Consider the following 20,993-nt stretch of genomic DNA (forward strand, 5'->3'; position numbering starts at 1 on the left):
ATACAGCCCGACTTGATGTGGATCAGTCTTGAAAGACGTTACGGGAGCGGTATCGTCTGACCCGCCCCCATAACAAGCAAGCCCCATTACTGGCCGGAGACAGGCATCGCCGAAATCGGCTCGGTCGGCGGAGGCAGCGTGCTTGAGTCCGCTACTGGAGTGACCGTTTCCGTGGACGATGTCGGCTCGGTGCTCTTGGTCGGGGTAATCGGCGCGGTTTCAGCAGGCGGCGCAACGGGCTCCGAAGCGGCTGGAGCGGTTTCGGCAGGAGCCGGTGAGGCTGCCGGTGCTGGCGATGGTTCTGCCGCCGGTGTCGGGGTCGGCGCCAACTGAGCCGGCGCAGCCTTGGCTTCAGGCATCCCGAGTTCGGTTTTCGGCTTCTCGATGATGTGCGCGGCCTTCTTCGCTTCCGGCGGCAGGAACAGTTCGACCAGAGTAAAGAAACGCTCGTAGAACTTGGCCGAGGACACGGTTTCACTGGCAACCTTGACCATCGAATCGTCGGACGAGCCGATCGGCATCGATACCGAGCCCAACACGCCGACGCCGAGGCTGGCGGAGTTATTGGTCTTTTTCAGCGCATAACGGTCCTGCAGGGCGTTGGCGAACATGGTCGCATGGTGCCCTTCGCTGCCGTCATCGGCACAAACCACATTGAAGCTGATCTCCATATGGGTTTCGCCGGTCTGCTGGAAGCTCTTGTGCCCACTGACCAGTTTCGGGTCGCTGCTGGTGATGATGTAACCCTGGCTAAGCAAGGCCCGACGGGCGGCTTCGCAGGTTTGCGCATCGGTCACCGGATAGCTGCGCGAAAACGTCCCCGAGTCGTCGAAGTTCTCATGCTCATAGATGGCGGCCTTCTTCGACGAACAACCGGCAGCGGCGGCCAGCACCAAGGCCAGCCCTACAACACGCATGGGAATTGATTTAAACATTGAACATCCTGAGGAAAACGGTTCGAGGCGTATTGTGCAACAGATCGATGCTTAGCGGAGCAACGATTGTCTAAAACGGCTACAGATTCATTGACCATCATCTCGGGAGAAAGTCCCGCCGGAGCGAAAATCAAAAGATCGCAGCCTGTGGCAGCGCCTACGGATGACCGCGATCCCCTGAAAGAACTGTCGCAGGCTGCGATATTTTCGTTTCACCCATAAAAAACCCCAGCCTTTGGGCTGGGGTCCTTTGTGTCGCGCAAAACTCAGTCAGGCATCAGAAACGCTTGATCTCAGCCTCACGCTCCAGCAGCTTGCGGTAAGCCGCGAAGTCTTGCTGGCCAATGCGCGAGGCGAGGAAGCGACGGTATTGAGCCTTCTCTTCTTCGGTCGGCGCAGCGCCTTCATTCACGCCGTTCAGACGCACGATCACCAGGCTACCGTCGGCCAGGGTCACGCTGCTGAAGGTCGGCTTGTCTTTGGAGACTGGCTTGGGCATGCGGAACAGCGCTTGCAGCACGGTTGGGTCGACCCCTTCCTGAGCGCGAGTCGCAGTGGCGGTGACTTTCCAGTTCTGACCATCGATCGCCTTGTCCAGTGCGGTCTTGCCATCACGCAAGCTGGCGATCAGTTGATCGGCCTTGGTCTTGGCGGCGGCACTGGCGTGCTCCTTGGTCAATTGCACGCGGATGCTGGCAGCTACGCTTTCCAGCGGCAGTTGCTCAGGCTTGCGGTGCTCCTTGGCGCGCAGCACGATCACGGTTTCCGGGTCCAGCTCGATGGCGGTGCTGTTGGCACCCTCATCCAGCACTTCAGGACTGAACGCAGCGGTCACCACGGCACGATTGGCTGCAACGCCTTCGCCACCTTCACGGCCGAATGGCGCGGACGTGTGAACGGTCAGTTTCAGGTCTTGTGCCGGCTGGGCCAGATCAGAGGACTCGAACGAGGAGTCTTCCAATTGCTTGGTCGCTTCGACGAAACGCTGCTCGACTTGCTGGGTTTTCAACTCGCGGGTCAGCTTGTCTTTCAGGCTGGCGAACGTTGGCACTTCAGGCGCTTCGACACCCAACAGCTTGATCAGGTGGAAACCGAAGTCAGTGCGAACCGGCTCCGAGACCTGATCCTTGGCCAACGAATACAGGGCTTTTTCAAACGCTGGATCGTAAACGCCTGGACCTGCAAAACCGAGGTCACCGCCGTTGTTCGCCGAGCCTGGATCCTGGGAAAACTCCTTGGCCAGGGCCTCGAAACTCTCGCCTTTGGCCAGGCGCGCCTGCACTTCTTCGATCTTGGCCTTGGCTTGCGCCTCGGTCACCTTATCGTTCACTTCGATCAGAATGTGCGCAGCCCGGCGTTGCTCGGACAGGTTCGCGGTTTCTTTCTGATACGCCGCTTGCAAGTCTTCGTCCTTGACGCTGACCTGATCGAAAAAGGATGCCTTCTTCAATTCGAGGTAATCGATGACCACCTGATCCGGCGTCATGAACTCCTTGGCGTGTTCGTCGTAGTAGGCCTTGACCTCATCGTCGGTCAATTTCACTGCCGCCGGGTCTGCCTTGATGTTCACGGTGGCGAAATCACGGGTCTGTTTTTCCAGACGAGCGAAGGCCAACACCTGTGCATCGGTGACGAAACCGCTACCGGCCAGGCCAGCGCGCAGCTGACCGATCAGCATTTCCTGAGCCAGCATCTGACGGAATTGCAGACGGCTGTAGCCCAGTTGACGGATCACCTGGTCGAAACGCTCGGCGCTGAACTTGCCGTCCACCTGGAATTCAGGCGTTTGCAGGATCACCTGATCCAAAGCGGCTTCGGAGAAAGCGAATTTCGATTTTTCTGCGCCTTGCAGCAGCAGTTTGCGATCGATCAAGCCTTTGAGGGCCGATTCGCGCAGCATTTTTTCGTCGAGCAAGGAAGCATCGAAATCCTTGCCCAGCTGTTGCATGAGCTGACGGCGTTGCATATCGACCGCCTGGCTCAGCTCGTTCTGGCTGATTTCTTCGCCGTTGACCTTGGCCGCGTCATTTTTGTGCGTCGTGGCCTTGAAAATAGCGTCGAAACCGGTCAAAGCCATCAGTGCAACGATGACCCCGATAATGGTCTTGGCAATCCAGCCTTGTGAATTGTCCCTGATATTCTGCAGCATGCGTCCCCCAGAAACGGTTGAACTTCAAAATTAGGCAACCGTGGAGCGTGGGTAGAATCCGGATAGAAGAAAGGCGCATCCGAGGATGCGCCTTCTCGTAACTGGCGGAGCGGACGGGACTCGAACCCGCGACCCCCGGCGTGACAGGCCGGTATTCTAACCGACTGAACTACCGCTCCGCTGCCAAGTCAGGAATGACCCCGACCCGGATAGGCAAAAACCTGAATCGAACTTAGTTGACAGCTTCTTTCAGTGCTTTACCGGCTTTGAAACCTGGTTTTTTGGCGGCGGCGATTTCCAGCGTCTTACCGGTCTGTGGGTTACGACCGATGCGAGCTGGACGATCGGTCACGGAGAAGGTACCGAAACCAACCAGAACAACAGAGTCGCCAGCCTTGAGAGCGCCAGTGACGGATTCGATTACAGCGTCCAGCGCACGGCCAGCAGCAGCTTTCGGGATATCAGCGGATGCAGCGATAGCATCAATCAGTTCCGACTTGTTCACTCTAAGTCCCCTTATATCTATTTGAGTTTGATTCTAAGTTTTTTGGTGAAAGCAAAAAAACGAGTGCTGAATGGCCTACAGACACTTATAGAGCCGCTTTATAACAAGGGCTCTAAAAAACTGTCAAGGAAGCCCCCCAGGCAAATGCGTACTAATGCGTGCTAATTCTTTCCTTAGAGTCAGACTCGCGTTTTTCATCCTTTGCAACGATCTCCGGAGCCACATCCGGTAAGGGCTCCGGCGCGTATTGCAGCGCAATTTGCAGGACCTCGTCAATCCATTTAACTGGTTTAATCTGCAGATCTTGCTTGATATTGTCAGGAATTTCCTTCAGATCGCGTACGTTCTCTTCGGGAATGATCACCGTCTTGATTCCACCACGGTGAGCCGCCAGCAGCTTTTCCTTCAAGCCACCAATTGCCAATACCTGACCACGCAAGGTGATTTCGCCAGTCATGGCGACATCCGCGCGCACAGGAATACCAGTCAATGCCGACACCAGGGCCGTGCACATGCCTACACCGGCGCTAGGGCCGTCTTTCGGGGTCGCCCCTTCAGGCATGTGGATATGCGTGTCGCGCTTCTCGTGGAAGTCCAGGGGAATCCCCAGGCTCTTCGCACGGCTGCGGACAACGGTCAGGGCTGCGGTGATCGATTCGACCATCACGTCACCCAGGGAACCGGTCTTGATCAGTTGGCCTTTACCCGGCACGACTGCGGCTTCGATGGTCAGCAATTCGCCGCCCACCTGGGTCCATGCCAGGCCGGTTACCTGCCCGATCTGATCCTGCTGCTCGGCCAGGCCGTAGCGGAATTTACGCACACCCAGGAAGTGTTCCAGCATGTCGGCTGTCACCTTCACCGAGAAGCGTTTTTCCAGTGCATGCTCTTTGACCGCTTTGCGGCAAACCTTGGCAATCTGGCGCTCCAGCCCACGCACACCGGCTTCGCGGGTGTAATAGCGGATGATGTCGCGGATCGCTTCGGCGTCGAATTCCAGCTCGCCCTTCTTCAGGCCGTTGGCAGCAATCTGCTTGGGCGAAAGGTATTTGACGGCGATGTTGATCTTCTCGTCTTCGGTGTAACCCGGCAGACGAATCACTTCCATCCGGTCCAGCAGCGCCGGTGGAATATTCATCGAGTTGGAGGTGCACAGGAACATCACATCGGACAGGTCATAGTCGACTTCCAGATAGTGATCGTTGAAGTTGTGGTTCTGCTCGGGGTCGAGCACTTCCAGCAACGCCGACGCCGGATCGCCACGCATGTCGCTGCCCATTTTGTCGATTTCATCGAGCAGGAACAGCGGGTTGCGGACGCCCACCTTTGTCATCTTTTGAATCAATCTTCCTGGCATCGAACCGATATAAGTCCGGCGATGACCACGAATTTCCGCCTCATCGCGCACGCCACCAAGGGCCATGCGGACGAATTTGCGGTTGGTGGCATGCGCAATCGACTCCGCCAGAGAGGTTTTACCCACCCCTGGAGGACCGACCAGGCACAATACCGGGCCGCGAATCTTCTTCACACGCTTCTGCACGGCGAGGTATTCGAGGATCCGCTCTTTGACTTCTTCCAGACCGTAGTGGTCGGCGTCGAGAATATCTTCGGCGCGAGCCAGGTCCAGGCGCACTTTGCTCTGGGCTTTCCACGGCACTTGAACCAGCCAGTCGATGTACGAACGCACCACGGTCGCTTCCGCGGACATTGGCGACATTTGCTTGAGCTTGTTCAGTTCGGCCTGAGCCTTGGCCAACGCGTCTTTCGGCAGACCCGCTGCATCGATGCGCTTTTTCAGCTCTTCGATTTCGTTGTGGCCTTCGTCGCTGTCGCCCAGCTCTTTCTGAATGGCCTTCATCTGCTCATTCAGGTAGTACTCGCGCTGGCTACGCTCCATTTGCTTTTTAACGCGACCGCGAATGCGTTTTTCGACTTGCAGCAGATCGATTTCGGCATCCAGCAACGCCAGGACGTGCTCGACCCGAGCCGACAGATCGATGATTTCGAGGATTTCCTGCTTCTGCTCGATCTTCAGGGCCATGTGCGCGGCCATGGTGTCGACCAGGCGGCCCGGCTCGTCGATGCTGTTGAGCGACGACAGGACTTCAGCAGGGACTTTCTTGCCCAGCTGCACATATTGTTCGAACTGAGCCAGCAGGCTACGGACAAACACTTCCGATTCGCGCTCAGGCGCGTCGACTTCGTCGATCAGCGAGACTTCGGCACGGCAGTGGCCGTCGACTTCGCTGAAGCGCTCCACGGCGCCCCGCTGCTCGCCTTCGACAAGAACCTTGACGGTGCCGTCAGGCAGCTTGAGCAGCTGCAGAACGGTAGCAATGGTGCCTACGCGATAAAGTGCTTCTTCACCGGGATCGTCGTCAGCAGGATTCCGCTGAGCCAGCAGAAGGATCTGCTTGTCGCCCGTCATCGCTGCCTCGAGAGCTTCGATGGATTTCTCGCGCCCCACGAACAGCGGGATAACCATGTGCGGATAAACCACGACATCACGCAATGGCAGGAGAGGCAATTCGATGGTCGTCTTCATGATTTCGCCTCTACGGCGGCCATAAGGCCGTAAACAGATGGAAGTAAGCTTGAAACCAAGATGGGGGCTGTTCTCAAAAAAAACAAGCGGATAAAAGAATCACTTAAAAAATCAGAGCTTACGGCAGCGCCTGCATTGATCCAGGCGCATCCGAGAAATCAGGTTGCTGCCCCGACTCCCACAATAGCAAAGGGGCCCGAAGGCCCCTTCTTTATTACAGCAGTGTGACGCTTAGGCGTCCGGTGCTGCCTTGGCAGTCGGCTCACTGTTTTCGTAGAGATACAGTGGCTTGGACTTGCCTTCTATAACGCTTTCATCGATCACTACTTTACTCACCTCGGACTGCGAGGGGATTTCATACATAGTGTCGAGCAATACACCTTCGAGAATCGAGCGCAGGCCACGGGCACCGGTTTTGCGTTCCAGGGCACGTTTGGCGACCGATTTCAGCGCGTCGGCCCGGAATTCCAGGTCCACGCCTTCCATCTCGAACAGCTTGGCATACTGCTTGGTCAGAGCATTTTTGGGCTCGGTGAGAATCTGCATCAGCGCAGCCTCATCAAGCTCGTCCAGCGTGGCAAGTACCGGCAGACGACCGACGAATTCCGGGATCAGACCGAACTTGACCAAATCGTCAGGCTCGACTTCACGCAGGGATTCACCGACTTTCTTGCCTTCTTCCTTGCTGCGCACTTCTGCGCTGAAACCGATGCCACCCTTGGTGGAACGGTTTTGAATAACCTTTTCCAGACCGGAGAACGCACCGCCGCAGATGAACAAGATGTTACGGGTGTCGACCTGAAGGAATTCCTGCTGCGGATGCTTGCGACCACCTTGAGGCGGAACGGAAGCGACCGTGCCTTCGATCAACTTGAGCAGGGCCTGCTGCACGCCTTCACCGGAAACGTCCCGGGTGATCGACGGGTTGTCAGACTTGCGCGAGATCTTGTCGATCTCATCGATGTAGACAATGCCCATCTGGGCTTTTTCTACGTCGTAATCGCACTTCTGCAGCAGTTTCTGAATGATGTTCTCGACATCTTCCCCCACGTAACCTGCCTCGGTGAGGGTGGTTGCGTCGGCGATAGTGAACGGAACGTTCAGCAAGCGGGCCAGGGTTTCGGCCAGCAGGGTTTTACCCGAGCCTGTCGGGCCGATCAGCAGGATGTTGCTCTTGCCGAGTTCGACGTCGTCATTCTTTTTGTCACGCTGGTTCAGACGTTTGTAGTGGTTGTACACCGCTACGGCCAGAACCTTTTTCGCGCGCTCCTGACCAATCACGTACTGATCGAGGATGCCGCTGATTTCTTTAGGCGAAGGCAATTTATGCGCGCTGCTTTCGGCCTGGGCTTCCTGCACCTCCTCGCGGATGATGTCATTGCACAGGTCGACGCACTCGTCGCAGATAAAGACCGAGGGGCCGGCAATCAATTTGCGCACTTCATGCTGGCTTTTGCCACAGAAGGAGCAATAGAGCAGCTTGCCGTTGTCCTCGCCGTTGCGGGTGTCAGTCATTCGTTCGATCCAAATCCGATAGGCTTGCAACACAAGATGAAGGCTATTGCGGGCTTTTTCAAGCCCGCTGGTGTCGGACCTGCCGACCAAGCCTGTTTTGGGCTGCTTATTTTAAACAGGGCGCTGGCTGATCACTTCGTCGATCAAGCCGTACTCACGCGCAGCTTCTGCACTCATGAAATTATCGCGATTGGTATCGCGCTCGATTTCTTCAAGAGTGCGACCGCTATGCGCGGCCATCAGCGTGTTGAGACGCTCGCGGATAAACAGGATCTCCTTGGCATGGATTTCGATATCCGACGCCTGCCCCTGGAAACCGCCCAGTGGCTGGTGAATCATCACACGCGAGTTCGGCAGGCAGTAACGCTTGCCGGGGGCACCGGCGGTCAGCAGAAATGCGCCCATGCTGCATGCCTGACCGATACAGGTGGTCGACACGTTTGGCTTGATGAACTGCATGGTGTCGTAGATCGACATGCCCGCCGTTACCGAACCGCCCGGGGAGTTGATATAGAGATGGATGTCCTTGTCCGGGTTTTCCGCTTCAAGGAACAGCAGTTGCGCACAAATCAGGTTAGCCATGTAGTCCTCTACCGGACCAACCAGAAAGATCACTCGCTCCTTGAGAAGACGCGAGTAAATATCATAGGCGCGCTCGCCACGAGCAGACTGCTCGACAACCATCGGGACCAGGCCGCCTGCGGCCTGGATATCTGAGTTCTGCTGAATATACGAATTACGGAACATGCTCTGCAGTCACTCCCAAATAGTTATGTCTTGAATACGCATAAGCCAGCACGAAGGCTGGCTTATGGTGTGTGCTTCTTACCGCAAAAACGATCAGTCGGCTTGTGGAGCTTCTACCGGCTTGACTGCTTCTTCGTAAGAGACCGATTTGTCGGTCACGCTAGCTTTCTGCAGAACAGTATCCACAACTTGCTCTTCCAGCACAACCGAACGGACTTCGTTCAGTTGCTGGTCGTTCTTGTAGTACCAGGACACAACCTGCTCAGGCTCTTGGTAGGCCGAAGCCATTTCCTGAATCATCTCGCGAACGCGGGCTTCGTCAGGCTTGAGGTCGAATTGCTTGACCACTTCAGCCACGATCAGACCCAGCACGACGCGGCGCTTGGCTTGCTCTTCGAACAGCTCGGCCGGCAGTTGGTCAGGCTTGATGTTGCCACCGAACTGCTGAACAGCCTGCACGCGCAGACGGTCGACTTCGTTGGACAGCAGAGCCTTGGGCACTTCGATCGGGTTGGTGGCCAGCAGACCGTCCATCACCTGATTCTTGACCTTGGATTTGATCGCCTGACGCAGTTCGCGCTCCATGTTCTTGCGAACTTCGGTGCGGAAGCCTTCCAGACCGGTTTCCTTGATGCCGAATTGAGCGAAGAACTCTTCGGTCAGCTCTGGCAGTTTAGGCTCAGAAACAGTGTTCACGGTCACGGTGAACTCAGCAGTTTTGCCTGCCAGGTCGAGGTTCTGGTAGTCCTCTGGGAAGGTCAGGTTCAGAACGCGCTCTTCGCCGGCTTTAGCGCCAACCAGACCGTCTTCGAAACCAGGGATCATGCGGCCGGAACCCAGCACCAGCTGAGTACCCTTGGCAGAACCGCCTGCGAACACTTCACCGTCGACCTTGCCGACGAAATCGATGTTCAGCTGGTCTTCGTTCTGGGCAGCGCGATCGGCCACTTCAAAACGGGTGTTCTGCTTGCGCAGGACTTCCAGCATCTTGTCCAGATCGGCGTCAGCCACTTCGGCGCTCAGGCGCTCGACGGTGATGCCTTCGAAACCGGCAACGGTGAACTCAGGGAACACTTCGAATACAGCTACGTATTCCAGGTCCTTGCCCGCTTCCAGGGTTTTAGGTTCGATCGAAGGCGAACCAGCCGGGTTCAGCTTCTGCTCGACGACAGCTTCGTAGAAGGAAGACTGGATCACGTCGCCCACAGCTTCTTGACGCGCATCAGCCCCGAAACGCTGACGGATCACGCTCATTGGCACTTTGCCTGGACGGAAGCCAGCGATCTTGGCCTTTTGGGCAGTCTGCTGCAGACGCTTGTTGACCTGAGTCTCGATGCGCTCAGCCGGCACGGTGATGCTCATGCGGCGCTCAAGAGCAGAAGTATTTTCAACAGAAACTTGCATGGATATTCCTCGTTGCACAGACGTTAGCCGGCCGTTTCCGACCCCAGAATCAAGGGCATGCATTCTAGTGGGTCAAACTCAAGAAGTCACCCTACTGAAAACGGGTAAAAAAACAGCAGGCAATTTATAGGCGGGGACAAACGGTTATGCCTCGCCCTGTTAGCAAATACAGCCAATCAAGCCAGGGCTCTGCACCCACCTTCCTATATATAGAAGGATTCGGCAATCCGTCCCTGACAGCCAACCCCGCGAGGGGATCGGCGGGCAAATCGAGCATCATCGAGAAACATAAATACGACGAAGCGACCTGCCCCTGCGGCCCACAACCTGCAGCCGCCGACACTCAAACCACTGAAACAAAAAAGGCGCCAGACTGTTAAATCTGGCGCCTTTCGGAATATGGGGTGGACGATGGGGATCGAACCCACGACAACGGGAGTCACAATCCCGTGCTCTACCAACTGAGCTACGCCCACCATATTGCATGACAAAGAAGCCAAACAACTTCTTTGTTGAACCTCAATCATGCCAAGCGGCATGAGTGAAGCTTTATTTGGTGCGGATGAAGAGACTCGAACTCTTACGCCTCGCGGCGCTGGAACCTAAATCCAGTGTGTCTACCAATTCCACCACATCCGCGGTTGAAGCTGTTAAAGCAAAGGCGCCAGACTGTTAATCTGGCGCCTTTCGAAATATGGGGTGGACGATGGGGATCGAACCCACGACAACGGGAGTCACAATCCCGTGCTCTACCAACTGAGCTACGCCCACCATATCGCGCTACTTGTGCCAATGCTGCCTAATGGCGCACCCGGCAGGACTCGAACCTGCGACCATCCGCTTAGAAGGCGGATGCTCTATCCAGCTGAGCTACGGGCGCCTTGTTAATCTGTACCCTTGAAGGACTACAAACTAAGTGCTTTTCAGTCTTGCGAAACCGTAACTTCGCTCGACCTTCTTAACCAGTGCTAGGCTGTGCCCGACAAGTGCGACGAATAGTATAGAGCCCCCCGAAGGTCGTCAAATCCTTTTTGAAAAAAATTCATTTAATTAAAGGAGTTAGGGGAATTTGCAGACCAAGCGCCTTTGCCCTCACCTCATGACATGCGAGAATGCGCTCTCTTTTTTTCCCCTCTCGATGGTTAATCACGCGCAATGACTGCACAACTAATCGACGGCAAATCGATCGCCGCCAGCCTGCGCCAGCAGATCGCCAAACGAGTTGCCGAGCGTCGCCAGCAAGGCCTGCGCACACCCGGCCTCGCGGTGATCCTGGTCGGCAGCGATCCTGCCTCTCAGGTTTATGTCTCGCACAAGCGTAAAGACTGTGAAGAGGTCGGCTTCCTATCCCAAGCCTATGACCTGCCTGCCGACACCACTCAAGAAGCGCTGACCGATCTGATCGATCGCCTGAACGACGACCCGGCAATCGACGGCGTTCTGCTTCAGCTGCCTCTACCTGAACACCTGGACGCCTCCAAATTGCTGGAGCGCATTCGTCCCGACAAGGACGTCGACGGTTTCCACCCTTATAACGTCGGTCGCCTGGCCCAGCGCATTCCGCTGCTGCGCCCGTGCACGCCCAAAGGCATCATGACGCTACTGGAAAGCACCGGCGTCAATCTTTACGGGATGGACGCGGTCATTGTCGGGGCTTCCAACATTGTTGGCCGTCCGATGGCGATGGAACTGCTACTGGCCGGTTGCACCGTGACTGTCACCCACCGCTTCACCAAGGATCTGGCCGGCCACGTCGGTCGCGCCGACCTGGTAGTGGTTGCCGCCGGCAAGCCGGGCCTGGTCAAAGGTGAGTGGATCAAGGAAGGCGCGATCGTGATCGACGTCGGCATCAACCGTCAGGAAGACGGCAAGCTGGTGGGCGACGTGACTTACGAATCCGCCCTGGCCCGTGCCGGCTGGATCACTCCGGTACCGGGCGGCGTCGGCCCGATGACCCGCGCCTGCCTGCTGGAAAACACGTTGTACGCCGCAGAAACACTGCACAGCTGAGTTCACGCTCGCACGCAGCGCCGCATTAAAAGAACCCCGCCCATTGCGGGGTTCTTTTTGCCAGTAGAAAAACTCTGCCACTGTCGGAAAGCTGCAAGACCGGACGGCTGAAAAAGGGCCTCTGAATTAAATATTCTTCACTTTTACCCCCTGTCTTACAGGCGCCTATGGCTTTCCTGGCACATACTCCTAAAATGCGTCGTTTTTAAGAAACAGCCCGTTACAGAACGGCATATCCACCCTTTATGAGTCTGCCAGCGTGAAAATCCGTCTTTCCATCCTGAGCCTAGTTTTTGCAGTTACAGGGACTTTCATCACGCCAACGGTCAACGCTGCCGAAACCACCGCAGCGCCACGAGACAATTCACAACTGAAGATCGCGTCCGGCAGCGCTTTGCTGATGGATCTGCAAACCAACAAAGTCATCTATGCCAGCAATCCTGATGTCGTCGTACCCATCGCGTCCGTCAGCAAACTGATGACCGGCCTGGTGGTCGTGGAAGCGCGACAGAACATGGACGAATACATTCCCGTCAACATCAGCGACACCCCGGAAATGAAGGGCGTGTTCTCCCGGGTCAAACTAAAAAGCGAATTGTCGCGCCGCGAGATGCTGCTGATTGCCCTGATGTCATCGGAAAACCGTGCCGCTGCGACGCTGGCGCATCACTATCCGGGCGGTTATGTCGCGTTCATCGCCGCCATGAACGCCAAAGCCAAGGCACTGGGCATGACCAGCACCCACTTCGTCGAACCGACGGGCCTCTCCCCGCGTAACGTGTCCACCGCCCGCGACCTGAGCAAACTGCTGATCGCCGCGCACAAGTACCCGCTGTTGACCGAGCTGAGCACCACCAAGGAAAAAACCGTCAGTTTCCGTAAACCCAACTACAGCCTGGGGTTCCACAACACCGACCATTTGATCAACAAGCCGAACTGGGACATCAAGCTGACGAAAACCGGTTTTACCAACGAGGCCGGCCACTGCCTGGTGCTGGTGACCAGCATGGGTAACCGTCCGGTTGCGCTGGTGATTCTCGATGCCTTCGGCAAATACACGCACTTTGCCGATGCGACCCGGATTCGTAGCTGGGTCGAAACCGGCAAGAGCACCAACGTGCCGTCCGTCGCGCTGCAATACAAGTCAGACAAGAACCTCAAGCATCGCCAGAGCGGTGTGATTGAAGCCTCAAAATAAGGTCGAAACATCCGTAAATAAAAAGCCCCGAATATTCGGGGCTTTTTTTGTCCGGCGCTCAATCATTGGGCAGCGGCATCTGATCGTCATCCGGAATGCCATCCCCGGCACTCGGATCTCTCCAGCCCTGTGGGTGCTTAGTCGGCACCACCGTTGGCCTGGCCAAGGGATCCCTTAGCGGGCTGTCCGGATCCATCACCGGATCCAGTTCCGGTTCGGCGGTTGTTGGAACACTGTCGGGAGGGTCCGGATGTTTGTCGTCGAAGCTCGAATCGGTAGACATATGCACCTCTCACTAAGACCTGGGTCTCAGATTACCGAGCGGGTCGTAAGGCTTGGCCGGCTTCTTCTTGCCCTCCTCACCCGGTTTTATGTCCCTGGGCGCCCTGGCAGGTCCGATGGGGTCGACCTGAGGATCCGCAACGTCCGGGGAATCGGGGTCGAACCCCAACTCATTATCAGACGAATGCTCCGACGAGTGCGGGCCGACAGGTGTATTGGAATGAGCCATGGACGCCTCCTGGTCACAGCCCGGCGAGAATCCGGGCTCTTTATATAAGAGACCAAAATCGCTGAGTCGTGCCTTGCAGATGACGAGCGGAACCTACTGCGCGGTCAGCGCCTTTTTCGCCCTGGCTGCCGCCTGCTCCTGGCCCGACTGGGCAAGATCATTCGCCGCTTTCAGCCAGCGCTGTTGATCGACGTTGGCCGGAATCTGGTCCGGCTTCTGGATCAAAACGGCCCAGCCGCCGGCATTCCCGAGCGCCGACTCAAAAGCGCCGAACCCCATCAGCAACCGACGATCCATCCCGGTACGCAGCAACACGGTCTGCTTCTGACGGTTGTAACCGGCAAGAATGGCGTATCGCGGCTCAGCCCAGAACGCCGAGCCTTCAGTGAAGCGCACCATCACCGGATAACCGGCCGCGACCTGGGCCAGCAGCGCCGGCAATTGGCTGTCGAGGGGATAGACCACCATCCCGTACTCGCGGGCGAGGTTTTGCATGTTCTGCTGCAACCGGTCTTCGGCACCCGGCAAATGCAGGGGCTTTTCGAGCAGCCCCGGAGTCATCACGATGCCTTGCTGGGACAACAGGCTCGCCAGCACTTGAGGCCCGCTTTGATAACTTTGCCCACGGTAGAACGTGCCGCTGAGTTCGACACGCTCCGGTAGGCGCTTGATCTCAGGCGCTACGCTCCCCGCGCAGCCAGCCAGGCCGGCAACGCAGCCAACGATCAGTGCCAAAGATCGAATTCGAGAAAATACCCGCACCATCATCACTCTCTTGTTCAGACGCCAGGCGCTCACACAGCCGGCTTGGCCGTCGATCATAGGATGCCGCGCGACAGCGGTATAGCCTTAACCGGCAGTTGTTTGCATTTGATAGAGCGAACGGGTTGATGACTGGTGACCTTTGGTCAATAGCCTGAAACACAGCAACGGCTAGACTGTCCTTTACCAAGGAAGAGCGTGCGCCCGCTGCAGGGCAAAGAGGAGGCACTGATGAGCCTGACAATGACCATTGTGATGTTGATTTCCGGCTGGCTGGCAGTGGCCGCAGCCATGTTGTGGGGCGTTTTGCGCATTACCCGTCGGCACCATTACCACCCGGTTCAATCGACGCCCGTGGCCAAAACCGATAAACCGGCTACACACCCCGTCACCGCGCACTGACTGGCGCTTTTCAGTCGTACAAACAAAAAACGGCCGCCTGGACTCTCGCGAGTTCAGGCGGCCGTTTCGTTTATCGGCGATTAAGCTTCTGCTGCAACGCGCCTCTGTTTGGCCCGCCGCGACAGCATGTTCAAGCCTTCGATCGTCGCCGAGAACGCCATGGCCGCGTAGACGTAGCCTTTTGGTACGTGGGCGCCAAAACCTTCGGCGATCAGCGTCATGCCGATCATGATCAGGAAGCCCAGTGCCAGCATCACCACCGTCGGGTTGTCGTTGATGAACTTGGCCAGCGGATCAGCGGCCAGCAACATCACCAGGACCGACACCACCACTGCGATGATCATGATCGGCAAATGCTCGGTCATGCCGACAGCGGTAATGATGCTGTCGATGGAGAACACCATATCCAGCATCAGGATCTGACCGATCGCAGCGGCAAAGCCCAGGGTCACGGTCGAGGTGGCCGACGTCGGATCTTCCGGCGATGGGTCCATGCTGTGATGAATCTCGGTGGTCGCCTTCCACAACAGGAACAGGCCGCCGGCGATCAGTATCATGTCTTTCCAGGAGAACGCGTGGCCGAGAATATCGATCACGGGCTCAGTCAACTGGACGATGAACGCGATGGTGCTCAATAGCGCCAGACGCAGGATCAACGCCATGCCGATACCGATGCGCCGCGCCTTCTGGCGATGCTGTTCGGGCAACTTGTTGGTGAGAATCGATATGAAGATCAGGTTATCGATGCCGAGCACGATTTCCATCACCACCAACGTGGCCAGGGCGACCCAGGCGGTGGGGCTTGCAGCAAGTTCTAAAAGGTATTCCATGGGTCAGTCCTGACTCGTTGTAGACGGCTTAGATTTCCTGGGACGAAGAATCGGTTTTACCCGTCTCTTTGGCCGGTTGCTCTTTCTTGCTGATCAAGCCACTCGTGGCCTCGCTCAACGCTTGTTCGGCCGCTTTGTGGGTATCGTCAATCGCCTGCTTGGCACTTTCGGCTGCCTTGCCCATCAATTGCTGAGCACTCTTCTCGGCCTGGTCGCAACCGGCCAACACCAGTAAAGACGTGATCAGCAGCGCTGTGGTTTTAAGCTTCATGATGCTCTCCTCGATAGAACAGACAGAACCCAAAAGGCGCTCCGTCGATAGCGAGGCAGTCTAAAGACGCAGACACTTCAGGAAAATTCGTATTTTCAGCGGTTATACTTCGTTTTTTACGAATCCAGAGCAGAACATACGCTACGGGGAACATGAATGCTGAATTACCGACAGCTGCATTATTTCTGGGTGGTAGCCAAGACCGGCAGCATCGTGCGCGCTTGCGAGCAACTGAACCTGACGCCACAGACCATCAGCGGGCAGATTTCCCTGCTCGAACAAACCTATGGCATCGAATTGTTTCGCCGGGTCGGCCGGCAACTGGAACTCACCGAAGCCGGGCGTCAGACCCTGCCCTACGCCGAGCAGATGTTTCAACTCGGAGGCGAACTGGAATTGATGCTGCGGGCACAACCCAATGAGCAACAGATTCTGTTTCGGGTGGGCGTCGCCGACGTGGTGCCCAAATCCATCGTCTATCGCCTGATCGCGCCGACCATGGAGTTGAGCGAGCCGCTACGCATCACCTGCCGCGAAGACAAACTGGAACGATTGCTCGCCGACCTGGCGATTCAACGCCTCGACCTGGTGATTTCCGACAGCCCGATGCCCTCGCATCTGGACATCAAGGGCTACAGCCAGAAGCTCGGCGAATGCGGCATCAGCTTCTTCGCCACCGCCGAATTGACCGCGCGATACGGCCAGGATTTTCCCCACAGCCTGCACGGCGCCCCGTTGTTGATTCCCGGGCCGGAAACCGTGGTGCGCAGTCGCTTGCAACGCTGGTTTGCCGAACAGCAGATCCAGCCGCGAATCGTCGGCGAGTTCGACGACAGTGCCTTGATGCAGGCCTTCGGCCAATCTGGCAGCGGGATATTCATCGGCCCGAGCGTGATTGCCGACGAGGTGAAACGCCAATGCGGCGTGGAGTTGATCGGCCAGACCGACGCGGTGCGCGAGTCGTTCTACGCCATTTCGGTGGAACGCAAGGTCAAGCACCCCGGCATTGTCGCCATTACCGAAGGTGCCCGACGCGAGCTGTTCACCGAGATGTGAAGCCTCAGGCGCAGATTTCCCGGGGCTTGAAGGTCATCAGCGCCATGGCCAGGAGAATCGACACCAGGATAAAACCGGCTGCGGCGAAACCCAGTCCGCCCAAGCCCACACTGTCGATCACCCGGCCGCCAACCATGGCACCCAGGCCGATCCCGAGGTTGGCCCCGGCAATGTTCAGCGACGCAGCAAAGGCCGGCGCTTCAGGCGCCGCCTTCATCAAACGCACATGACTGACCAGGAACAACGCCGCCTGGGTCACGCCCCAAATCCCCATCGCTGCCGCAAGCCCCAGCGGCGAGTGAATGTTCGGCACCAGCGTCACCATACCGGCAATCATGAACGCGCAAAACGTCACCGAAGCGATCAGCGGGTGACGATCCACCGCGCGGCCACCCAGCGAGTTGCCGATCAGCCCCACAGCGCCAAAGCCCATCAGGCACCAGCCAACCACCGTGCCGTTGAAACCGGCGAGGCGTTCAAGAATGTCGGCCAGGTAGGTGTAGGCGGTGAACATGCCGCTGAACACCAGGATCGACAGCAGTACATGACCCAGCATCAGCGGGCTGCGCAGGATCTTGAACTGCGAACGGAAGCTCACCTGATGCTGGTGCAGGCTGGTTTTCGGCAAATAGATAAACAGCAGCAGCGCCTTGGCAAACGCGATCACCGCCAGAATGCCAAAGGCACTGCGCCAGCCGAATGCGTCGGAAATCAGCGTGCCGACCGGAATGCCGAACACCGTTGCGCAGACGATGCCAAAACCGATCTTGGCGATCGCCCGCCCGGCGTAGTCCGGCCCGACGATGTCCACTGCGGTTTCACTGGCCAACGCCCAGAACACCGGCAACCCCAGCGCCGGAATCAACCGGGCAATGGCCATCACCCAAATGTTCGGCGCAAATGCCGCCAGCGTGTTGGCCAGGCCGAACATGATCAACACGCTGATGAACAGTTTGCGTCGTTCAAACCTTGCGAAATACGCCGTCAGGAACGGCCCGAACGCGGCCACGGTGAACGCGAACAGAGTCACCAGCAAACCCGCTTGAGGAATGCTGACGTCCAGGTCACGGGCGATTGCCGGCAACAGGCCGACGATGATGAATTCCGTGGTCAGCACCGTGAAACCGGCGGCGGACAACAGAAGAATGGGCAACAGCATGCAGAACTCCAGGAAAACGACGACACCAGCGACAGCCCGGAGGCCCACTGGCAGAACTAGAAAATGAGGATGGCGAAGCTTAACAGAGTGTTTCCAAACGAAGTTGCACGAACCTGCAAATCGCGTTGAACAATCGAGTGGCAGATCGTCACAGGTCTGAAGGATCGCGGCTACGCTGTGATAAAGTCCGCGACCCGCGAGATTGACACCTTGCTCATCGGCCAGTGATTGGCATTGATGTGGCGACCCCTTCGGTTCCCTCCATGTAGCCTGCCCGGCTTTTTGCTGCATGAGCCAAGGAACCCTGCACCCTAATAAAATCAGAGATACCGTTATGACCGCTTCATCCCCTTCTCTTTTGCAACGCCTGAAACGCAGCAGCCTGGTCACGCAAATCATCATCGGCCTGATCGCCGGGATTGCCCTGGCCCTGTTCGCGCCTGAGGTGGCGAAGTCCACCGCCTTCATTGGCAAAGTATTCGTGTCGGCGCTCAAGGCTGTCGCGCCGATCCTGGTGTTCGTGCTGGTCATGGCCTCGATTGCCAACCATAAGCACGGCCAGGAAACCCATATCCGGCCGATCCTGTTTCTGTATCTGCTGGGCACCTTCGCCGCAGCCGTGGTTGCAGTGATCGCCAGTACGCTGTTTCCGTCGAGCCTGGTGCTGTCGACCCAGGACGTTGCAGTCACCGCGCCGGGCGGCATCAGCGAAGTGCTGCAAAGTTTGCTGCTGAGCGTGGTCGACAACCCGGTCAGCGCACTGATGAATGCCAACTTCATCGGCATTCTGGCGTGGGCGATCGGCATGGGCATTGCGATCCGCCATGCTGGCGAGACGACGCGCGAAGTACTGGGCGACCTGTCCAATGGCGTGACCGTGATCGTGCGCCTGGTGATTCGCTTTGCGCCGCTGGGGATATTCGGTCTGGTGGCTTCGACCCTCGCCACTTCCGGTTTCGGCGCATTGATCGGCTATATGCACCTGCTGGCGGTGCTGCTGGGCTGCATGCTGTTCGTCGCGTTGGTGATGAACCCGGCCATCGTGTTCTGGAAGCTGCGTCGCAACCCTTACCCGCTGGTGCTCACTTGCCTGCGCGAGAGTGGCATCACTGCCTTCTTCACCCGCAGTTCGGCGGCGAACATTCCGGTCAACCTGGAGTTGAGCAAACGCCTGGGCCTGCACGAAGACACCTATTCGGTGTCGATCCCGCTCGGCGCGACCATCAACATGGCCGGCGCGGCGATCACCATCACTGTGCTGACCCTGGCCGCCGTGCACACCCTGGGCATCGCCGTGGATATTCCGACGGCCATTCTGCTCAGCGTCGTCGCGGCAATTTGTGCCTGTGGCGCCTCGGGCGTGGCGGGCGGTTCGTTGTTGCTGATTCCGCTGGCGTGCAGCCTGTTCGGCATCCCGAGCGAAATCGCCATGCAGGTAGTGGCGGTCGGCTTCATCATCGGTGTATTGCAGGACTCGGCGGAAACCGCGCTGAACTCCTCCACCGACGTGCTGTTCACCGCGGCGGCGTGCCAGGGTGAAGAGTTGAAGGCGCAGCGTTTGGCGTAGAACGCACCGACAAAAACGAAAAAGCCCGCCAAGGCTTACACCTTGGCGGGCTTTTTTGTACCTGGGTGGTTTAGAACGCGCCCATGTAATCGCGCTTGCCCACTTCCACACCGTTGTGACGCAGCAGCGCGTAGGCGGTGGTGACGTGGAAGAAGAACTGCGGCAGACCGTAGCTCAGCAGGTAAGCCTGGCCAGTGAAGCGCTTCTCTTTAGGGGTGCCAGGACGGGTCACGATTTCGATGCCTTCCTTGCCGTTGATCTGCTCGGGCTTGATCTCGCCGATGAAGGCCAGAACCTTGGCGATCAACGCTTGCAGTTCGGCGAAGGTGGTTTCGGTGTCATCGTATTTCGGCAGTTCGACTTCAGCCAGGCGCGCCGACACGCCTTTGGCGAAATCAACGGCGATCTGCACCTGACGCACCAGCGGGAACATGTCCGGGTACAGACGGGCTTGCAGGAATGCGTTCGGGTCGATGTTTTTCGCAGTGGCGTGGGCTTCGGCCTTGCTCAGGTTGTTGCTCAGGGCGTTGAGCATTTGCTGGAAAACCGGAACGGATGCGGCGTACAGGGAAATAGTCATGGCAGTCTCGTGTGGTGACGGGAGTAAAAAACGTGGAGCGATTATAGCCATGCCGGCGCGCCCTGCGACTTGTCTTTTATCCAGCAAGGATTAGGCTAGGCGGCTCGACTGCCTAGGGAAAAGCGCGATGAGCACTGAACAAGAGACAACCTTCGACGAACCGCGGCTCAACAGCACGGAAATCCGCATTTTGGGCTCGTTGATCGAAAAACAGGCCACCAGCCCGGAAACCTATCCGCTGACCCTCAATGCCCTGGTGATTGCCTGCAACCAGAAAACCAGCCGCGAACCGGTGATGAACCTCAGCCAGGGCCAGGTCGGCCAGAGCCTGCGCGCCCTTGAAGGTCGCGGCTTCACCCGGCTGGTGATGGGCAGCCGTGCCGACCGCTGGGAGCATCGGGTCGACAAGGCGCTGGAACTGGTGCCGGCCCAGGTGATTCTGACGGGGCTGTTGTTCCTGCGCGGTCCGCAGACGGTCAACGAACTGCTGACCCGCAGCGGCCGCATGCATGACTTCGAAGATGCCGAACAGGTGGTGCATCAACTGGAGCGCTTGATCGCCCGAGGCCTGGCGCTGTTGATTCCGCGTCAAGCCGGCCAGCGCGAAGATCGTTACATGCATGCGCTGGGCGATCCGGCGGATATCGAAGCGATCCTCGCTGCCCGGCAGAACCCGGTTGAGCGTGGTGCCAGCAGCGGTGTGTCGGTTGAGCGGATCGAAGAGCTTGAAGCACGGATCGCGGCCCTGGAAGAACGCCTGGCGCGCCTCGAATAGACCCGTGCTCCCGATGTGCCGAGCTCCCTGTGGCGAGGGAGCTTGCTCCCGCTGGGTCGCGAAGCGGCC

20 protein-coding genes and 5 tRNA genes are annotated in these 20,993 nt (G+C 57.7%); 6 read left to right on the forward strand and 19 right to left on the reverse strand.

The window, feature by feature from the left end; translation table 11 throughout:
- Nucleotides 1-86: 86 nt before the first annotated feature.
- From AC30D7_RS14145 to AC30D7_RS14200, 12 genes are all read right to left on the reverse strand, one after another.
- Nucleotides 87-935, reverse strand: a complete 849-nt coding sequence (locus AC30D7_RS14145; protein ID WP_490134473.1) for a DUF2242 domain-containing protein — start codon at nucleotides 933-935, stop codon at nucleotides 87-89.
- Between the two features lie 277 nt (nucleotides 936-1,212).
- The gene (locus AC30D7_RS14150; protein WP_490134474.1) at nucleotides 1,213-3,084 is read right to left on the reverse strand and encodes a SurA N-terminal domain-containing protein; all 1,872 of its coding nucleotides are present in this window, start codon (nucleotides 3,082-3,084) and stop codon (nucleotides 1,213-1,215) included.
- A gap of 102 nt (nucleotides 3,085-3,186) precedes the next feature.
- A tRNA-Asp gene (locus AC30D7_RS14155) sits at nucleotides 3,187-3,263 on the reverse strand.
- A gap of 53 nt (nucleotides 3,264-3,316) precedes the next feature.
- A complete protein-coding gene (locus AC30D7_RS14160; RefSeq protein ID WP_002552737.1) occupies nucleotides 3,317-3,589 on the reverse strand; it encodes an HU family DNA-binding protein in 273 nt (90 codons plus the stop codon).
- 151 nt (nucleotides 3,590-3,740) lie between these two features.
- The gene (lon, locus tag AC30D7_RS14165) at nucleotides 3,741-6,137 is read right to left on the reverse strand and encodes an endopeptidase La (protein WP_490134475.1); all 2,397 of its coding nucleotides are present in this window, start codon (nucleotides 6,135-6,137) and stop codon (nucleotides 3,741-3,743) included.
- Between the two features lie 231 nt (nucleotides 6,138-6,368).
- Complete coding sequence (clpX, locus tag AC30D7_RS14170) at nucleotides 6,369-7,652, reverse strand: ATP-dependent Clp protease ATP-binding subunit ClpX (RefSeq protein WP_019648407.1); 1,284 nt, start codon at nucleotides 7,650-7,652, stop codon at nucleotides 6,369-6,371.
- A gap of 111 nt (nucleotides 7,653-7,763) precedes the next feature.
- Complete coding sequence (clpP, locus tag AC30D7_RS14175; protein WP_007940402.1) at nucleotides 7,764-8,399, reverse strand: ATP-dependent Clp endopeptidase proteolytic subunit ClpP; 636 nt, start codon at nucleotides 8,397-8,399, stop codon at nucleotides 7,764-7,766.
- A gap of 93 nt (nucleotides 8,400-8,492) precedes the next feature.
- Entirely contained in the window at nucleotides 8,493-9,803 is a 1,311-nt protein-coding gene (tig, locus tag AC30D7_RS14180; RefSeq protein ID WP_019580008.1) for a trigger factor, read from the reverse strand.
- A 400-nt stretch (nucleotides 9,804-10,203) separates the two neighbouring features.
- Nucleotides 10,204-10,279 (reverse strand) — tRNA-His (locus AC30D7_RS14185).
- 78 nt (nucleotides 10,280-10,357) lie between these two features.
- Nucleotides 10,358-10,442: transfer RNA gene (locus AC30D7_RS14190), tRNA-Leu, on the reverse strand.
- 56 nt (nucleotides 10,443-10,498) lie between these two features.
- Nucleotides 10,499-10,574 (reverse strand) — tRNA-His (locus tag AC30D7_RS14195).
- A gap of 32 nt (nucleotides 10,575-10,606) precedes the next feature.
- Nucleotides 10,607-10,683 (reverse strand) — tRNA-Arg (locus tag AC30D7_RS14200).
- 275 nt (nucleotides 10,684-10,958) lie between these two features.
- On the opposite strand from AC30D7_RS14200, the gene folD reads away from it, so the two are divergent.
- Nucleotides 10,959-11,813 (forward strand): bifunctional methylenetetrahydrofolate dehydrogenase/methenyltetrahydrofolate cyclohydrolase FolD, encoded by an 855-nt coding sequence (folD, locus tag AC30D7_RS14205; protein ID WP_490134476.1) that lies wholly within the window; start codon nucleotides 10,959-10,961, stop codon nucleotides 11,811-11,813.
- A gap of 259 nt (nucleotides 11,814-12,072) precedes the next feature.
- Nucleotides 12,073-13,011, forward strand: a complete 939-nt coding sequence (gene pbpG, locus AC30D7_RS14210) for a D-alanyl-D-alanine endopeptidase (RefSeq protein ID WP_490134477.1) — start codon at nucleotides 12,073-12,075, stop codon at nucleotides 13,009-13,011.
- Between the two features lie 58 nt (nucleotides 13,012-13,069).
- On the opposite strand, the gene AC30D7_RS14215 is transcribed toward pbpG, so the two are convergent.
- The 3 genes from AC30D7_RS14215 to AC30D7_RS14225 form a co-directional block, all read right to left on the reverse strand.
- On the reverse strand, nucleotides 13,070-13,294 hold the full coding sequence (locus AC30D7_RS14215; protein ID WP_490134478.1) for a hypothetical protein: 225 nt from the start codon (nucleotides 13,292-13,294) through the stop codon (nucleotides 13,070-13,072).
- 12 nt (nucleotides 13,295-13,306) lie between these two features.
- The gene (locus tag AC30D7_RS14220) at nucleotides 13,307-13,522 is read right to left on the reverse strand and encodes a DUF6021 family protein (protein ID WP_490134479.1); all 216 of its coding nucleotides are present in this window, start codon (nucleotides 13,520-13,522) and stop codon (nucleotides 13,307-13,309) included.
- Nucleotides 13,523-13,615: 93 nt separating this feature from the next.
- A complete protein-coding gene (locus AC30D7_RS14225; RefSeq protein WP_490134480.1) occupies nucleotides 13,616-14,344 on the reverse strand; it encodes a cysteine peptidase family C39 domain-containing protein in 729 nt (242 codons plus the stop codon).
- 171 nt (nucleotides 14,345-14,515) lie between these two features.
- On the opposite strand from AC30D7_RS14225, the gene AC30D7_RS14230 reads away from it, so the two are divergent.
- Nucleotides 14,516-14,686: a hypothetical protein gene (locus AC30D7_RS14230; protein WP_490134481.1), complete on the forward strand. Its 171-nt coding sequence runs from the start codon at nucleotides 14,516-14,518 to the stop codon at nucleotides 14,684-14,686.
- An 80-nt stretch (nucleotides 14,687-14,766) separates the two neighbouring features.
- Here AC30D7_RS14230 and AC30D7_RS14235 read toward each other — a convergent pair whose 3' ends face one another.
- Entirely contained in the window at nucleotides 14,767-15,516 is a 750-nt protein-coding gene (locus tag AC30D7_RS14235) for a TerC family protein (protein WP_018925415.1), read from the reverse strand.
- 28 nt (nucleotides 15,517-15,544) lie between these two features.
- Nucleotides 15,545-15,787, reverse strand: a complete 243-nt coding sequence (locus AC30D7_RS14240; protein WP_007940414.1) for a hypothetical protein — start codon at nucleotides 15,785-15,787, stop codon at nucleotides 15,545-15,547.
- 156 nt (nucleotides 15,788-15,943) lie between these two features.
- Between AC30D7_RS14240 and nhaR the strand changes: the two genes are divergently transcribed.
- Nucleotides 15,944-16,843, forward strand: a complete 900-nt coding sequence (nhaR, locus tag AC30D7_RS14245) for a transcriptional activator NhaR (RefSeq protein ID WP_138867943.1) — start codon at nucleotides 15,944-15,946, stop codon at nucleotides 16,841-16,843.
- A gap of 4 nt (nucleotides 16,844-16,847) precedes the next feature.
- On the opposite strand, the gene AC30D7_RS14250 is transcribed toward nhaR, so the two are convergent.
- Nucleotides 16,848-18,002: an MFS transporter gene (locus AC30D7_RS14250; protein ID WP_028941214.1), complete on the reverse strand. Its 1,155-nt coding sequence runs from the start codon at nucleotides 18,000-18,002 to the stop codon at nucleotides 16,848-16,850.
- A 334-nt stretch (nucleotides 18,003-18,336) separates the two neighbouring features.
- Here AC30D7_RS14250 and sstT point away from each other — a divergent pair, with 334 nt between their 5' ends.
- Nucleotides 18,337-19,569 (forward strand): serine/threonine transporter SstT, encoded by a 1,233-nt coding sequence (gene sstT / locus AC30D7_RS14255; protein ID WP_490134482.1) that lies wholly within the window; start codon nucleotides 18,337-18,339, stop codon nucleotides 19,567-19,569.
- Nucleotides 19,570-19,639: 70 nt separating this feature from the next.
- Here the strand turns inward: sstT and AC30D7_RS14260 are convergent, their stop codons facing one another.
- Entirely contained in the window at nucleotides 19,640-20,149 is a 510-nt protein-coding gene (locus tag AC30D7_RS14260; RefSeq protein WP_095633963.1) for a DUF1993 domain-containing protein, read from the reverse strand.
- Nucleotides 20,150-20,276: 127 nt separating this feature from the next.
- Between AC30D7_RS14260 and AC30D7_RS14265 the strand changes: the two genes are divergently transcribed.
- On the forward strand, nucleotides 20,277-20,924 hold the full coding sequence (locus AC30D7_RS14265) for a YceH family protein (protein ID WP_305480573.1): 648 nt from the start codon (nucleotides 20,277-20,279) through the stop codon (nucleotides 20,922-20,924).
- Nucleotides 20,925-20,993: the final 69 nt, after the last annotated feature.

It is taken from the genome of Pseudomonas sp. DF5 (assembly GCF_058148225.1).

Excerpts from the sequence above, each read along its gene's own strand:
- AC30D7_RS14215 (WP_490134478.1), bottom strand. The coding sequence starts at position 13,294 with ATGTCTACCGATTCGAGCTTCGACGACAAACATCCGGACCCTCCCGAC.
- lon (WP_490134475.1), bottom strand. The coding sequence starts at position 6,137 with ATGAAGACGACCATCGAATTGCCTCTCCTGCCATTGCGTGATGTCGTG.
- AC30D7_RS14240 (WP_007940414.1), bottom strand. The coding sequence starts at position 15,787 with ATGAAGCTTAAAACCACAGCGCTGCTGATCACGTCTTTACTGGTGTTG.
- AC30D7_RS14150 (WP_490134474.1), bottom strand. The coding sequence starts at position 3,084 with ATGCTGCAGAATATCAGGGACAATTCACAAGGCTGGATTGCCAAGACC.
- folD (WP_490134476.1), top strand. The coding sequence starts at position 10,959 with ATGACTGCACAACTAATCGACGGCAAATCGATCGCCGCCAGCCTGCGC.
- AC30D7_RS14250 (WP_028941214.1), bottom strand. The coding sequence starts at position 18,002 with ATGCTGTTGCCCATTCTTCTGTTGTCCGCCGCCGGTTTCACGGTGCTG.
- tig (WP_019580008.1), bottom strand. The coding sequence starts at position 9,803 with ATGCAAGTTTCTGTTGAAAATACTTCTGCTCTTGAGCGCCGCATGAGC.
- sstT (WP_490134482.1), top strand. The coding sequence starts at position 18,337 with ATGACCGCTTCATCCCCTTCTCTTTTGCAACGCCTGAAACGCAGCAGC.
- AC30D7_RS14225 (WP_490134480.1), bottom strand. The coding sequence starts at position 14,344 with ATGATCGACGGCCAAGCCGGCTGTGTGAGCGCCTGGCGTCTGAACAAG.
- AC30D7_RS14235 (WP_018925415.1), bottom strand. The coding sequence starts at position 15,516 with ATGGAATACCTTTTAGAACTTGCTGCAAGCCCCACCGCCTGGGTCGCC.
- clpP (WP_007940402.1), bottom strand. The coding sequence starts at position 8,399 with ATGTTCCGTAATTCGTATATTCAGCAGAACTCAGATATCCAGGCCGCA.
- AC30D7_RS14220 (WP_490134479.1), bottom strand. The coding sequence starts at position 13,522 with ATGGCTCATTCCAATACACCTGTCGGCCCGCACTCGTCGGAGCATTCG.
- nhaR (WP_138867943.1), top strand. The coding sequence starts at position 15,944 with ATGCTGAATTACCGACAGCTGCATTATTTCTGGGTGGTAGCCAAGACC.
- AC30D7_RS14260 (WP_095633963.1), bottom strand. The coding sequence starts at position 20,149 with ATGACTATTTCCCTGTACGCCGCATCCGTTCCGGTTTTCCAGCAAATG.
- AC30D7_RS14265 (WP_305480573.1), top strand. The coding sequence starts at position 20,277 with ATGAGCACTGAACAAGAGACAACCTTCGACGAACCGCGGCTCAACAGC.
- clpX (WP_019648407.1), bottom strand. The coding sequence starts at position 7,652 with ATGACTGACACCCGCAACGGCGAGGACAACGGCAAGCTGCTCTATTGC.
- AC30D7_RS14230 (WP_490134481.1), top strand. The coding sequence starts at position 14,516 with ATGAGCCTGACAATGACCATTGTGATGTTGATTTCCGGCTGGCTGGCA.
- AC30D7_RS14145 (WP_490134473.1), bottom strand. The coding sequence starts at position 935 with ATGTTTAAATCAATTCCCATGCGTGTTGTAGGGCTGGCCTTGGTGCTG.